General features: G+C 57.7%; 9 protein-coding genes. 6 read left to right on the forward strand and 3 right to left on the reverse strand.

What is annotated here, in order from left to right; genetic code table 11:
• Nucleotides 1-121: 121 nt before the first annotated feature.
• A complete protein-coding gene (locus tag FKG94_RS10525; RefSeq protein WP_142904194.1) occupies nucleotides 122-2,371 on the reverse strand; it encodes a TonB-dependent receptor in 2,250 nt (749 codons plus the stop codon).
• A gap of 406 nt (nucleotides 2,372-2,777) precedes the next feature.
• On the opposite strand from FKG94_RS10525, the gene FKG94_RS10530 reads away from it, so the two are divergent.
• Nucleotides 2,778-4,355, forward strand: a complete 1,578-nt coding sequence (locus FKG94_RS10530) for a sodium/sugar symporter (protein ID WP_142904195.1) — start codon at nucleotides 2,778-2,780, stop codon at nucleotides 4,353-4,355.
• Nucleotides 4,356-4,428: 73 nt separating this feature from the next.
• Here FKG94_RS10530 and FKG94_RS10535 read toward each other — a convergent pair whose 3' ends face one another.
• Entirely contained in the window at nucleotides 4,429-5,409 is a 981-nt protein-coding gene (locus FKG94_RS10535; protein ID WP_142904196.1) for an SMP-30/gluconolactonase/LRE family protein, read from the reverse strand.
• A 25-nt stretch (nucleotides 5,410-5,434) separates the two neighbouring features.
• Nucleotides 5,435-7,228, reverse strand: coding sequence for an IlvD/Edd family dehydratase (locus tag FKG94_RS10540; RefSeq protein WP_142904197.1), 1,794 nt, complete (start codon nucleotides 7,226-7,228; stop codon nucleotides 5,435-5,437).
• A gap of 284 nt (nucleotides 7,229-7,512) precedes the next feature.
• Here FKG94_RS10540 and FKG94_RS10545 point away from each other — a divergent pair, with 284 nt between their 5' ends.
• Genes FKG94_RS10545 through FKG94_RS10565 form a run of 5 tightly spaced genes read left to right on the forward strand, consistent with a single transcriptional unit; the run spans nucleotide 7,513 to nucleotide 15,120 of the window.
• Nucleotides 7,513-9,756 carry a glycoside hydrolase family 97 protein gene (locus tag FKG94_RS10545; RefSeq protein WP_142904198.1) on the forward strand — a complete coding sequence of 748 codons (2,244 nt, stop codon included), beginning with the start codon at nucleotides 7,513-7,515 and terminating at the stop codon, nucleotides 9,754-9,756.
• Nucleotides 9,757-9,794: 38 nt separating this feature from the next.
• Nucleotides 9,795-10,535, forward strand: a complete 741-nt coding sequence (locus FKG94_RS10550; protein WP_142904199.1) for an SDR family oxidoreductase — start codon at nucleotides 9,795-9,797, stop codon at nucleotides 10,533-10,535.
• A 14-nt stretch (nucleotides 10,536-10,549) separates the two neighbouring features.
• Entirely contained in the window at nucleotides 10,550-11,428 is an 879-nt protein-coding gene (locus FKG94_RS10555; protein WP_142904200.1) for a fumarylacetoacetate hydrolase family protein, read from the forward strand.
• On the forward strand, nucleotides 11,425-12,207 hold the full coding sequence (locus FKG94_RS10560; RefSeq protein WP_142904201.1) for an SDR family NAD(P)-dependent oxidoreductase: 783 nt from the start codon (nucleotides 11,425-11,427) through the stop codon (nucleotides 12,205-12,207). The genes FKG94_RS10555 and FKG94_RS10560 overlap by 4 nt, the downstream gene beginning before the upstream one ends.
• 9 nt (nucleotides 12,208-12,216) lie before the next feature.
• Nucleotides 12,217-15,120, forward strand: coding sequence for an FAD-binding and (Fe-S)-binding domain-containing protein (locus tag FKG94_RS10565; RefSeq protein ID WP_142904202.1), 2,904 nt, complete (start codon nucleotides 12,217-12,219; stop codon nucleotides 15,118-15,120).
• The last annotated feature ends 3 nt before the right edge of the window (nucleotides 15,121-15,123 follow it).

The following is a 15,123-nucleotide window of genomic DNA, read 5'->3' on the forward strand; positions in this document are numbered from 1 at the left end:
CCCAAGCTGAGTCCAAGCTTAGGATTAAACCAGAGGTTAAACCTGAATTTGGGCACAAGTCTTACCGAGCCCAACCGGGCTGGCCGCTGTCCATGCGGCCGCGGTGTGGCGAAGTTAGGAGCTACAGACGTACATTAAAGCGAGCGCCGTAGGTTTTGGGCGGGCTGAAGTTGAACCTGGCAAAGCCGGCATCCACCTGCGAATAACCCGTCATAATTTCCTCATCGGTGACGTTGGTGACAAACAATTCAATCAGGTAGTCGCGGCCGGCGTTTTCATAGCCCAGGCTTAAATCGAGCCGGCTGTAGCTGTCTTGTACGTCCACCCGCTCGTCCTGCAGGTTGGTTAGCGGTGTGAAAGACAGATAGGTCTCCGCCTCGAAGTAGAGATCGGCTTTCAGCTTGATAGAGCCTTTCAGAGGGGCGGCCTCCCAGGTGTGCTCGGCGCCCAGGGTTGCCGACCATCTGGGGGCTTTCGGCAGTCTCAGCCCGCTGACATCCACTTCGCGCCCCAGGGTTGAATCGAAGACGACCGTATCATTTTTGAAGTTCGCGTCCAGATAAGCGAGGCCGCCGCTTAACAAAAGCTGGTTGTGGCTGAACATCCAGCTTACCTCCGCGCCCGAGAAATCAGCGCCGTCCGTATTGGTTACGATACCGTCGAGGGTGACAGGGTCCCGGGTATTTACCTGGTAGTCTTCATAGTCGTAGGCGAACAGTGCTGAGTTAAGGATAAGACGTCCGTCCAGGAACTTATTTTTTGAACCGAGTTCGAAGGCCAGCACCTGCTCTTGATCAAAGGTCAGCGAAGAGGCGTTGCTGCCGTTCAGACCGCCGGCCTTGTAGCCGGTCGATGCGGAAAAGTAGAGCATTTGATCGGCGTTGAACTGATATTCTGAACCCAGCATCCAATCGAAATTGTCGAAGTCTGATTCGTTGTCGTTGAGTCTGACAAGCACTTCGGGAATATCGAATATCAGGGCAAGAAGCGGATCGCTTATAACAGTGGTGGTTTGACTAATACTTTTTTTATCGCGGCTGTGCCTGGCGCCGGCCCTTAAAGATAGATTTTCACTCGCCTGAAAAGAAACAGATGAAAAGACGGCCGTTGCTTCGGCGTCAAATGCCCGAGTATCAATGTCCACCGAGATTGGCTGAAGGATATCCGCCAGGTTACCGGACTCCACGAGTATCTTGGATGAGCGCTCGCTTTGATATTGGAACAGGCCCACCACCCACTGCCAGTCACCATTAGTGTTTGAGGTGAGGCGAAGCTCGTTGCTGTATTGATCCGTAACGGATTTCGGGATACTGGGTATTTGGCTGGAGCTGAACAACCGTGCCCCCGCACCGCCGCCGGCGTCGGTGTTGGAGATACCGCCGATATAGTTGACGACCATATTTTCGAGTTGCCATTGCACCGCTATATTGTAGGCGTATTCTTCCAGTGACGTCTTACCGGCGAAGAAGGTGGGAAAGGCGCGGGGGTCATCGCGGTTTTGCCGGATCTGCTCGGCCGTCAGTGATGCCAGGTTCGCGGGTAAGGGGGCCAGTACTTCCCCGGTCAGCGGATCGACCACTTGAATATGCGCATTGGGCACCTCGCCGCCGCCAACCCCGTCGACCTCATTGAAGGTGCCGCGCAACGTAATAGACAAATCATGGCGGGGCTGGTAACCGAGCGACAAGCGCGCGCTCCAGCGTTCGGCATCGTCACTGCTGTTTTCCCTTGCACCATCGAAGGTATTGATGTTGTAACCCTCCCGATCCTCTGCGACGACCGCCAGGCGCAGGGCCAGGGTATCTTCAATCAGCGGTGCGTTGATCAGCGCCCGGGTTAAATCCTGCGAGTAGTTGCCACGGGTGTAGCTGAAGTCGGCGGCGAACTCTTTGTAATCCGGTTTACGGGAAATCACATTGATGGCGCCACCGGTAGCGTTACGGCCGTAGAAAGTGCCTTGCGGGCCGTAAATGACTTCTACCCGCTCCAAATCGTAAAACAGCGCACCGGTGCCCTCGGTATAGACGCCGTCGGTATGCACCGCGACAGACGCATCGCCACCCGCACTTGCCGAACCGTTGGAAACGCCGCGGATGGCGAACTCCAGCCGCAGTCCCTCCTCGCCCACATGGGTGTTGGGCAGCAAGCTGTTGAGGTCCTGCAGGGTGACGGCATTGCGGCTTGCCAGTTCGGCACCATCAAGGGCGGCGACGGTGGCCGGCGTGCTTTGCAGGGTTGTTTCGCGCTTCTGGGCGGTGACGACCACCTCCTCCAGCGCGGACAGTTTCTCGGCTTCATTGTCAGTCTGCGCCGACAAAAAACCGCTATAGCACAAGGGCGCGGCGATCACCGCGAGAAGCTGTGGTCTCATCGTCTATCTCTCCTGATTATTATATATGCTTGTATTAGTTATAAGAGTACACCTTAGACCTCATGTGGGTGGTGTTGCCACATTGGCTTTAACGTTTGGCCGATACATTTTTGCCTTTGGCGAGCGGAGCGGCCCGGGCGGGCGGACCGGTCAGTTGGCACGCATTTGCTTAAGTAATTACCATCCAGGTCAGTACCCATGTAGTAGACCTACAACATTTTTGACAACGCAAACTTGCGCTGTTGGCTTTTGCCCATAAACTCGCCGTCATTTCGTGGTGGCTATCCGTTATCGATGCGTCAATTAAGTATTGATAAAACGGCAAGCTGCTGGTGGCGGCGGTGGTGATATGTCTGCACACTGGCGGCATTCTCTCCAATGCACAGCGAATCAATAAAAAATAATTATGCAGCTATCCAATCTCGATCTGGCGGTTCTCGGTATTTATGGCGTTTGCCTGTTACTCATTGCACTCTACGTCTCTCGGGAAAAACCCGGCCACAAAAAAAATACCCGAGATTACTTTCTGGCGGGCAAGGCGCTGCCCTGGTGGGCCATCGGATCGTCATTGATTGCCGCGAATATCTCCGCCGAGCAGATTATCGGTATGTCGGGGTCGGGTTATCTGATCGGACTCGGTATTGCGACCTATGAATGGACTGCCGCCATCGCGCTTATTGTGGTGGGCAAGTACTTTCTGCCTATCTACTTGCAGAAAAATATTTACACCATGCCCCAATTCCTCGAACAGCGCTACGATCGCCGGGTGCGCACGGTGTTGGCGGTGTTCTGGCTGGGTGTTTATATTTTTGTCAACCTGACCGCGGTGTTGTATTTGGGTGGCCTGGCGGTTAACGCCGTCACCGGCCTGGATATGTATTACGCGATGTTGGGCCTGGTGGCTTTTTCACTGCTGTATTCCCTCTACGGCGGCCTTAAGGCTGTGGCGTTGACGGATATTTTTCAAATAGTCATTCTGATGGTCGGCGGGTTTTGTTTGACCGCGATTGCTCTGAATGAAATCTCGGAGTCGAAAGGTGTCTACGCGGGTTTTATGGTGCTGTGGGATACCATGCCCGAGAAGTTCGATATGATCCTGGCGCAGGATCACCCGTTTTACAAAGACCTGCCGGGCCTGTCGGTGCTGCTGGGCGGTCTCTGGATAGCACATTTCGCTTACTGGGGGATTAACCAATATATCACCCAGCGCGCACTGGCGGCGGCCAGCCTGAACGAGGCGAGAAAAGGCATTCTCTTTGCGGCGGGATTGAAGTTGATCCTGCCGCTGATCGTTGTGATACCGGGCATTGCCGCAGTTAAACTGATGCCCGGTCTGTCGCCGGCAGACCGGGCCTACCCGGCACTGATGCAGCTCCTGCCCAGCGGCTTTCTGGGGCTGACGTTTGCCGCTTTGGTGGCTGCGATAGTATCGTCGTTGAGTTCCATGACCAATAGCATATCGACGATATTTACCATGGACCTCTATAAATCCGTGTTGCGAAAAGACAGCAGCGAGAGACACCTGGTTTTTGTCGGCCGGACGGTAAGCGTGGTATCGTTGTTGATTGCCGTTACTGTCGCCAGGCCGTTGCTCGGGCAGTTCAGTCAAGCATTTCAGTATATCCAGGAGTTTACCGGTTTCTTTTCACCGGGAATTCTGGTTATTTTTCTGCTGGGCTTTTTTTGGGACAAGGCGACCTCGCTGTCGGCCATAGTGGCGGCACTGGCTTCGGTGATTCTGTCTTTTCTAATGAAGGTGTTGCTGCCGGACTTCCCGTTTCTGGACCGCATGGGGGTTGCCTTCTGCGTGGCGTTGTTGATGGCGGTGGCGGTTACTCAGTGGGAGTGGAGAGTTTACGGCGGCAGTTTGTACCACGATATCGCGCGCCTCGACAACCCCGCATTTGCAACCACGGCGCAATTCAATGTGGCTACTTTGATGATTGTGCTGGTGCTGGTGGCTTTTTATACGACCTGGTGGTGACGCCGGCGGTGTTTGGTTCGATCTTGCCTTTTCGATCCTGTAATTACGCTGTCGAATGACTACCCAGTAGAGTTCAATCGCTCAGCGCGAAGCGGGCGGTGGGCAGGCCGCCGGTTACCGTCGGCAGATAAAACAGACTGCCGGCCAGTGGCTGCCCGGCAAGGGCGGTGGCGTCGAGTCCCTTGCGCGCTGTGACGGCATATAAGCCTGTCTGTCCGGCACCGGCAAAGGCGCATTTCGTAACCTGACTTACGGGCAGTGGAAGCTCATCTACGATACTGCCGGCAGGACTGATACGGACAATCCTGCCACCGCCCCAGAGGCAGCACCAGAGGTGATGCTCTGCGTCGATCGTCATACCGTCGGGATAGCCGTCGGCAGGGGAGAACTGATAAAAACTGCGTGCATCGTAGAGTTCCCCGGCAGCGGTAATGGTGGCCTGAAACAGGGTTTGTTGCACGGTGTCGGTATAGTAGATGCGACTGGTGGTTTCTTTCGCGTCCCCTGTGTCTGCACTCGGTGTTGGAGGTGTGATAACCGGTCCGTTGGTAATCGCTATGCCGTCGACGACTTTCCTGAGTCCCCCCAACGCACTGTAGTGGTAGAAGGCACCGCTCGGCTGCTTTTCCCCGCTGTCCATGGTGCCGAACCACAGGTTGCCCCAGTAGTCGCAGCAGCCGTCATTGGGGCGGTTATTGGCGGGCTCCTGGTCGAGGCTCGCCAGGCGCATTAAACGCGAAAAGTTTTTTTCACCGTCAAGTTTCAGTTGACACAGATACAAGCCCGAGGGAAAAGTGGCGAGATAGCCGCCCTGGATGCAGGGTACAATACAGGTCAGCGGCTCCGGCAGAGTCCATGTCGCTTTGCTGCCGGTGGTGGGTTGGTAATAGTAGAGGCGATGGCCGAGAATATCTGTCCACAGCAGCGCCTGCAGATCGGGACACCAGACAATACCCTCGCCCAGTGCGGACTCCAATTGCCAAACGCAATGCGCCCCGGCGTTCGCTGTGGTGGGTGGGTTGTCGGTGTCGCCGTGGTTAGCCTCGTTTTTCATAACCGCTTTTTTTATAACCGTTTGACTAATGGGAATGGCGGGGAATACCTTTGGTTTTATGCAGGGAGCGGTAGTGCGACTTCAGACGCATGACACCGCCCTCGTCCAACTGGTTGACTGTGTCCCGGTAAATTTCCTGCCAGGGCGTTTGGTTTTCCAGCGCGGGTATTTTGAGCGCCCGGGCCCGTGCGGTCAAGGTGGCTTCGTCCACCAGTACATCGACGGTGTTGTTGGCCAGGTCGATGCGCACCGGGTCATTGGTCTGCAGTAGCGCCAGCCCGCCGCCGGCGGCCGCTTCCGGCGCCGCGTTGAGGATCGAGGGGCTTGCCGATGTACCGCTCTGGCGACCGTCGCCAATGCAGGGCAGGCTGGTGATACCCTCTTGCACCAGGTGGTCCGGCGGCAGCATGTTGACAACTTCGGCGGAACCGGGGTAGGCCAGCGGTCCGCAGTAGCGCATTACCAGCACGCAGTGCTTGTCAATCTCCAGCGCCGGGTCGTTGATACGCCGGTGGTAATCCTCCGGTCCCTCGAACACAATGGCCCGCGCGGTAAAACACTCGGGCGAGTCGGGATCGGACAGGTAACGCTGGCGAAACTCAGGGCTGATCACCGATTTTTTCAACAGCGCCGAGCGAAACAGGTTGCCTTTCATAACCGCAAAGCCGGCATCGGACTGAAACGGCTGGTCGGCGCTGGCGATAACGCGAGTGTCCCGGCTGCGGCAACCCCGATGCAGTTCCGACATTTTTATGCCGCTGACGGTCTGTGTTTCGCCGTCGAAGAGGTCGCCGCGCAGCAATTCTCCAATGACTGCAGGCACGCCGCCGGCGCGATAAAAGTCCTCGCCGAGATAGTCGCCGGCAGGCTGGCAGTCCACCAACCTCGGCACGGCCTCCCCGTAGTCCTGCCAGTCTTGTATATCCAGCTCGATATCCAGTTGCGCGGCTATGGCCTGCAGGTGAATCGGTGCATTGGTGGAACCGCCCAAGGCGGTGCAGACCCGAATGGCGTTGACAAAAGCGGCGCGGGTCATAATTGCCGACGGCGTCAAGTCCGCGCCCACGGCGGCGACGATGCGCCGCCCCGTGTTGTAGGCTATCTCGGCCCGCTGCCGGTAGGGGGCCGGAATCGCGGCGCAGCCCGGCAGTGACATACCCATGGCCTCGGCCAGGCAGTTCATGGTGAGCGCTGTGCCCATGGTATTGCAGTGGCCGATGCTCGGCACCGAACTGATGACGTTCTCCATAAACTGGTCGTAATCGATGGTGCCGGCGGCGTAGGCTTCCCGGGACTGCCAGATCATGGCGCCGGAGCCCGAGCGCCGGCCGTCGATCCAGCCGTTTAACATCGGGCCGCCCGACAACACAATCGTCGGAATATCCACCAGCGCGGCCGCCATCAACTGCGACGGCGTGGTTTTATCGCAACCGGTGGTCAACACCACGCCGTCCAGGGGGTAACCGTAGAGGATTTCAACCAGGCCCAGATAGCACAGGTTGCGGTCCAGCGCGGCGGTGGGGCGTTTGCCCATTTCGTGAATCGCATGCACCGGAAACTCAAACGGCACTCCGCCGGCATCGCGAATACCGGCTTTGACCCGCTCGGCCAGTTGCACATGGTGGCGGTTGCAGGGGGCGAGGTCACTGCCGGACTGGGCGATACCGATAATCGGTCTGCCGGACTGCAGTTCTTCGCGGGTCAGTCCGTAGTTCAAATACCGTTCGACGTAGATGGCGGTCTGATCCGCCCGGGCGAGGTTGTTGAACCACTGTTCGCTGCGCAATAAAGAGCGGGGCTTGCTGTCGGGTTTTCGCATAGGAATATAGGATTTCCGCGTGGGTAACTGGGGGTCGGTAAGCCTTGACCATAGTGGCGTCGCACCGAATTTGCTACCGCTCAATTGACCGGCAACTGCTATTTTTTTAGCCGCCGCAAAGCCTGCAAAAAAGTATCGATAACTGGCCAATAAAGAGCTAGAAAAGCGGGGCTTGTAAATGCGAAAGTAGCGGGAAAACAACAACTGGCGCAGGGCGTGCGAAGTGAACCTGCTCAGGGTGTAAAAATGACCGAGAGTGGACAACAGCGGGTAACAGGTGGCAAATGATTGATTTTCGACGGCTAGTGCAGGTGTTTTATCGCAGTATCCCGGCAGGGCGTATTGCGAGAGTGGCAGCGACGGCCAGGTGCAGCGCATTGTTTGGCACCGGGGTAGTCGCGGTGCTACTGCTGCTGGCGGGCTGTAGTGGCACGGTGCCGCAGCAGGGTGTGGTGGGTTCGGCGGTCTCGCCGAACGGCCTGCTGAAGGTTTCGCTCTCCCTGGATGATTATGGAACCGCGCACTACGCGGTAACCTACCGCGACAAACCGCTGCTTGAAAACTCGGTGCTCGGTCTGCAGTTCGCCGGTGATACCCCGCAGCACAACAGCTACACTGTGCTCGAGGTGACCCGTCAATCGCATCGCGCCACCTGGGAACAGCCCTGGGGCGAGCAGCGTTTTGTCGACGACCACTATGAGGAGCTGCTGGTGGCTATGCAGCAGCGCCAGGCGCCGCGGCGCAAGCTGAGTGTGAGAGTGCGGGTTTTCGACGACGGTCTTGGGTTGCGCTACGAAATGCCGGCGCTGCCGGCTGATACCGTGCTGCAAATCGACCGCGAACTGACCGAGTTTAAACCGGTCGGCGATTATCGCGCCTGGGTGACGCCGGCGTTGAGCCCCTTTCGCTATGAATATCTCTATGAGTCACAGCCGCTCGATGCCGTGGCCAAGGTGCATACACCGCTGACACTGCAATCATCCGAAGGCATCCATATCAGCATTCACGAGGCGGCGTTGACGGACTTCGCAAGTATGATTCTGGCGGGCGACGGTGGCGGCGGACTGCTGGCCGAACTGGTGCCGCGGGCCGACGGCAGTGCCGTTAAACTGGCCGGTGGCAATAAGCGGGTGTCCCCCTGGCGCACGATTCAGGTGGCTGACAATGCCGCCGGGCTGGTGGAGTCAACCCTGCAGTTGAATCTCAATGAACCCAACGCACTGGCCGACACCGCCTGGATTCAGCCCGGTAAATATGTAGGGGTTTGGTGGGAGATGCACCGGGCGGTCAAAACCTGGGGCTCGGGTCCGGCTCACGGCGCCACCACGGAAAACACCCGCAGGCATATTGATTTTGCCGCCAGATACGGTTTCGAGGGGGTCTTGGTGGAGGGCTGGAACCAGGGTTGGGACGGCAACTGGCTGAAAAACCGCTGGCAGTTTAAGTACGACACACCCTATGCGGATTTCGATCTCGATTACCTCGTCGATTATGCCCGCCAGCGCAATGTCGGTTTGATTCTGCAGAATGAAACCGCCGGCGGTGTTGCCAACTATGAGCAGCATCTCGCCGCAGCGTTTAAGAAATACGGCGACTTGGGCATCATCGGCGTGAAGACCGGTTATGTTGCCGAGGGCCAGGACATAGATATTGCGGATGCCGAGGGCCGGATCAACAAGGAGTGGCACCACGGTCAGCCGATGGTAAACCACTTTCGCCGGGTCGTTAAAGAAGCGGCTGCCAATAAGTTAATGATTGTTTCCCACGAGCCGATCAAGGGCACCGGCATTCGCCGAACCTTCCCGAATATGATGACCCGCGAAGCGGCGCGCGGCCAGGAATACAATGCCTGGAGCGAAGGTAATCCGCCGGCGCACACGACGATTTTACCGTTCACCCGGATGTTGGCGGGACCCATGGATTTCACGCCGGGCATATTCGACCTCCTGTTCGAAAGCAGCCAGCCGGAAACCCGGGCAACGGCATCGATTTTTGAAAACGACAGTACTGGTGGCGAGGATAGCGGTGAGGACGACGACACCACCAAAAAGGCGGCGGAAACCATCACCATCCTGGAGACCCGTATACACACCACGCTGGCGAAACAGTTGGCGCTCTATGTGGTGGTCTACAGTCCGCTGCAGATGGTGCCGGACTTTCCGGAAAACTATGAAGGACATCCGATGTTTACCTTTGTCGTGGACGTGCCGGTGGACTGGGCCGAGACCCGCGCGATAAATGGTGAGATCGGTGACTACTTTACCGTGGCGCGCAAAGACCGCGATAGCGAAGACTGGTATATCGGCAGTGTAACCGACGAAAACGGGCGCGAGTTGCAGGTCCCCCTGGATTTTCTCACGCCCGGCGTTGCCTACGTAGCCGATATCTACCGGGATGGCGATGATGCCGACTGGCGCTCGCGACCCCTGGCTTACGCTATTGAACAGCGCACCGTGACCAGCGCCGACAGCCTGACTATAAAGCTCGCCCCGGGCGGCGGTCAGGCGGTGCGGTTGCGACCGCAATAACGGGTATGGGTTTGCATATTGGCGGCAGGGGATAGCGTATGGAAAATAGAATGCAAAATCGATTGGTCCTGGTTACCGGGGCGGGGCAGGGTATCGGGTTGGCCGCTGTCAACCGGCTTGTGGAGCAGGGCGCCCGGGTTCTGGCCGCCGACCGCAACAGCGAAACCCTGGACAGTCTTTCAGATACCCCCCGCGTTACCCCGGTCTTGCTGGATGTGACCGACGGTGCCGCTGTGTCTGAAGTGGCCCGGAGCCACCCGGGAATAGATACGTTGGTCAACTGCGCCGGCTATGTAGCCAACGGCACGCTGTTGGAGTGCAGTGCCGAGGAGTTTGAGCTTGCTTATCAGGTGAATCTGTTTGGCATATTTACCATGATTAAAAATATTCTGCCCAATATGCTGGCGCGAAAAAAAGGCAATATTATCAATCTCGCGTCAACCGTTTCCACCGTAAAAGCGGCGCCTTCGCGGTTTGCCTATTCGGTTTTTAAAGGTGGTGTGATTGCCCTGACGAAATCCGTTGCTTTGGACTATATCAAACAGGGCATCCGCTGCAATGCTATAAGCCCCGGCACCATTGACAGCCCCTCGTTGCAGCAGCGGCTTAGAGACACCGGCGACTACGCCGGCACCCGGGCGACTTTTATCGCGCGGCAACCGATGGGACGCCTTGGTTTGCCGGATGAAGTGGCGGCGGCGGTTGTTTTTCTGGCCTCTGACGAGGTCGGTTTTCTGACCGGGGAAAACATCATTATCGATGGAGGATTTACTCTTTGAGTAAATAACGTGTTATGAAATTGTTGCGATATGGCGACCGGCGGCATGAAAAGCCCGGATTGTTGGACCAGGACAATAACATCAGGGACTTGTCCGAGGTGGTTGATGATATCACCCCGGCATTTTTAAACAGTAAGAACTTCTCCTGGTTGAAAACGGCTGAAGTTTCCGGCCTGCCGATGGTGCCGGGGCAACCGCGACTGGCACCGCCGGTGGCCGGTGTGGGTAAGATGATCTGTGTCGGGTTGAATTACCGCGACCATGCGCAGGAGTCCGGCATGGACGTGCCGCAGGAGCCCATTTTGTTTATGAAGGCAACCACCGCCATTGTCGGTCCCGGTGACGACGTTGTGATTCCGCGCAATGCCCACAAAGTGGACTGGGAAGTTGAACTCGGTATCGTGATTGGCAAGACGGCCAAATATGTGCCCGAGGCCAGGGCCCTTGACTATATTGCCGGGCTTACTGTCGTCAACGATATCTCCGAGCGGGAATTTCAGTTGGAGCGCGGCGGCCAATGGGTAAAGGGCAAGGGGTGCGACACCTTCGGGCCGATTGGACCCTACCTGGTTACCCTGGATGAACTGAACGATATCAACGCGCTGCCGATATGGTTGGAACTCAACGGCGAGCGGGTCCAGGACGGCAATACGCGCACGATGGTTTTCGATGTGCCTTATCTGGTGCATTACATCAGCCAGTTTATGAGACTGGAGCCTGGTGACATTATCAGCACGGGCACGCCGCCGGGTGTGGGGCTGGGAATGACGCCGCCGCGCTTTTTACAGGTTGGGGACGTCATGCGTCTGGGGATACAGGGGCTGGGCGTTCAGCGGCAGTGTGTCGTCGCGGAGGTATCTGCCGACATCGGTGAAGAGGAAGTGGCAAGATGACGGGCAAGCTCGCTGTTATCACCGGAGGCGCCTCGGGTATTGGTAGAGAAATTACCCTGGCACTGGCGGCCGCCGGCTGGGATGTCGCGTTTACCTGGTTTGGTTCCGACCGGGCTCAGGCGGCGCTGTTGGCGCAACTGGAGGCCGGCGCAGGCGCCAGCTGCGGCGCGGCGCTGGCGCAGCGTTGTAATGCGGGCGTGAAAAGTGAAGTCGACCACTTTTATCAATGCGTGGAAACGCGCTTTGGCAGGGCGCCGGATCTGCTGGTCAATAACGCCGGTATCCAGGCCTGGGGTTCCCTGCTGGAGCTGGAGGAGCACGATTGGGACCGCGTTATCCAGACCAATTTAAAGGGCTGTTTTTTGAATATGCAGGCGTTTGCGAGATTGCTGGTGGCGGGGGGGAAATCCGGCAGCATTATTAATATCGGCTCCGGTTGCAATAAGCACCCGTTTCCAAATCTGGTGAGTTATACGGCGTCCAAGGGCGGCATCGAGATGCTGACGCAGTCTGCGGCAGTGGAGTTGGGAAAGCATAATATCCGCGTCAACTGCGTCGCCCCCGGCGCCATCGAAATAGAGCGCACGCTGCAGGAAAACCCCGACTATCACACCGTGTGGTCGGCGTTTGTACCGCTGGGGCGCCCCGGGCTACCGGCGGATGTCGCCGAGGTGGTGTTGTTTTTTGCATCTGATGCCGGTCGCTATGTCACCGGCCAGACCCTCTATGTCGACGGCGGTGTCTTCACCCAGCCGGCTTGGCCTTACAAGGACCCGTAGACCGGCCGGATGAAGACTCTGGTGCAGCCCTATCGCGATTTCGTCAAAGCGCTTGCTGCGTTTTTACCGAAACAGCGCATTATCGACAACTACCTGGAGCGGGTGGCTTTCGGCACCGACGCGAGTTGCTACCGGCTGGTGCCCGAGCTGGTGTTAAAGCTGGACGCGCTGGATGAGGTCGTTGCCGTTATCCGGGCAGCCGGTCGTTATAAAGTGGCACTGACGTTTAGAGCGGCGGGCACCAGCCTGTCCGGCCAGGCGGTGTCCGACAGTGTGCTTGTTTTGTTGACACACCGGCGGTGGGCACAATTGCAAGTACTCGACGAGGGGTGGCAGATTGTCCTGGGTCCGGCGGTTGTAGGCGCCGATGCTAATCGCGCGCTGGCGGTCCACTTCCGCAAGATAGGGCCGGACCCGGCATCGATCAACACCGCAAAGATTGGCGGTATTGCGGCCAACAACGCCAGCGGTATGTGTTGCGGCACCAGTTGGAATACCTATAACACGCTGCGTTCCATGAAGTTGGTCTTGGCCGACGGCTCGGTACTGGATACCGGTTGTGAAGAAAGTGTTGCAGAATTCAGGCGCAGTCACTCGGTATTATTGGGGGAACTGGTAAAACTGCGAGAGGAGGTGTTGGAAGACCGGGAGCTGGAAGAGAAGATTCGCTACAAGTACCGTATTAAAAACACCACGGGTTATGGTCTCAATGCCCTGCTGGATTTCCCGGACCCGATCGATATGCTGCAACACCTGATGGTGGGCTCGGAAGGCACGCTCGGCTTTATCGCGGAACTCTGTCTGGCGACGGTACCGGATCACCCGCATAAGGCCGCCGCTTTACTGCTGTTTGAATCGATCGCATGTGCTGTTGCGGCGGTATCGACGTTAAGGCAGCGAGAGGTCAATGCCGTTGAGCTTCTTGACAGTCGCTGCCTGCATTGTGTCGTTGAGCAGCTACCGGCTACCATCCAGCACAGTGTGATGAACGCCGGCAGTGGTGTTACCGCGCTGCTTGTGGATGTGCGGTGCGAGACTGCCCAGGCGCTTGCCGGCAGCCTGGCCGGTATGCCGGCAACGTTTCCGGGCCTGTTGAACCCGGTTGACTTTTGCAGTGATACGCAGGCGTACGAGAAGCTGTGGGCGATGCGCAAATCCGTCTTGCCGATCGTCGGCGCCGGTCGCGCTGCGGGTACCACGGTGATCATCGAAGATGTTGCCTTTCCGCTTCCTACCCTGGCCGATGGAGTCCGGGATTTACAGGCGTTGTTTGAGCGCAATGGTTATAACGATGCCGTCCTCTTCGGGCATGCCCTGGCCGGTAATCTGCATATCGTATTTACGCAGGGTTTCGACAGCAAGTCCGCCGTAGACCGGTATCAACGCTTGATGCAGCAATTGGCCGATCTGGTGATCAACCGGTATCGGGGCTCACTGAAAGCTGAACACGGCACCGGGCGCAATGTGGCGCCGTTTGTGCGGCAGGAGTGGGGTGATGCCGGTTATGCCGTGATGTGGCGTATCAAGGAGATACTCGACCCTGCTAATTTGTTAAATCCCGAGGTGATACTGTCCCGTAATTCGCAGTTACATTTACAGCATTTGAAAACCCTGCCCGTTACCCATCCGCTGGTCGATCGCTGTATTGAATGCGGTTTTTGCGAACCCTCCTGCCCGTCTAAGAATTTAACCCTGACACCGCGCCAACGCATAGCCGTGCAGCGTGAGCTGACACGGCTGGGCGACCAGTCGACGCCGGCGGCGCGCCGGCGATACCGCAAACTCAGTAAAGACTACGATTATGCCGGCTTGGACTCTTGCGCTGCTTGTGGTTTGTGTTCGATAAGCTGCCCGGTGGATATCAATACCGGCGATCTGACCCGCGCGTTAAGGGGCCGGCGCAATCGCCGGTTCGCCTCTTTGGCAGCGGTTGCGGCACGACATATGAAGCTGGTGAGTTCAGTGTTTCGGCGGGTATTGGGAATCTGCGGTCTGTCGGCTCGGGTTATTGGCCCGGTGCGCTTGCATCGCTGGATAAGATGGGTCAATAAGACCAGCGGCGGACTGGTGCCGCTGTTGTCGCCGGGGTTATTGACAGACCTGGCGACCGAGTCGAGGCACACAGACGCCAGGGGCGAGACGGCTGGCTACCCACCGACAGCGGCGTTGCCACCCGGGCCCGACGAGCCCCTGGTGGTATATTTTCCGTCCTGTCCCGGTCGTTTGCTGGCGGGGGGAACAGCGGGCGAAGCTGAGAAGCTGCCAAAGGTTGTCGAGCGCCTGGTCAGCCGCGCCGGGCTGGCATTCGCGCTTGCGCCGGATGCGCAGAGTCATTGCTGCGGGATGCCGTTTTCCAGCAAAGGGTTTGCCGAGGTCGCCAGGCGCTGCGGCGAGAACTGCCTGGGCGGGATAATTGATGCCGGTCCCGACAGGGACCTGCTTGTGGTAACGGATGCAAGCCCGTGTGCAACGATGTTGAGGTCCTTTAGCGACCGTGTAACAGCGCATTTAAAGTCCCGCTCTTTACAGGTTATGGATCTGGTTGAGTTTACTCACGACTATCTGCTGCCGCGGCTGGAGCTGGAGCCGGTGGACGATACGGTTATGTTGCATGTTACCTGTAGCACCCAGCTCGCCGGCAGTGCGGCGAAGATGGTGCGTGTGGCACAGCGTTGTGCCCGGACAGTGGTGCGCCCGGCAAGTGTCTCCTGTTGCGGATTTGCCGGTGATAAGGGGTTCTCGCTACCGGCGCTAAATGCCTCGGCACTGGCGCCGTTGGCCGCGGAGATACCTGCCGGTTGCACCCGGGGTTATTCGAACAGTCGCACTTGCGAGATTGGTTTGAGCCATCATGCCGGCATTCCCTACCGGCATCTGATCTATTTGGTGAACGAAGCCTCAATACGGCAGTGAGGC

The organism is Exilibacterium tricleocarpae (assembly GCF_007004655.1).
Classification (GTDB): domain Bacteria; phylum Pseudomonadota; class Gammaproteobacteria; order Pseudomonadales; family Cellvibrionaceae; genus Exilibacterium; species Exilibacterium tricleocarpae.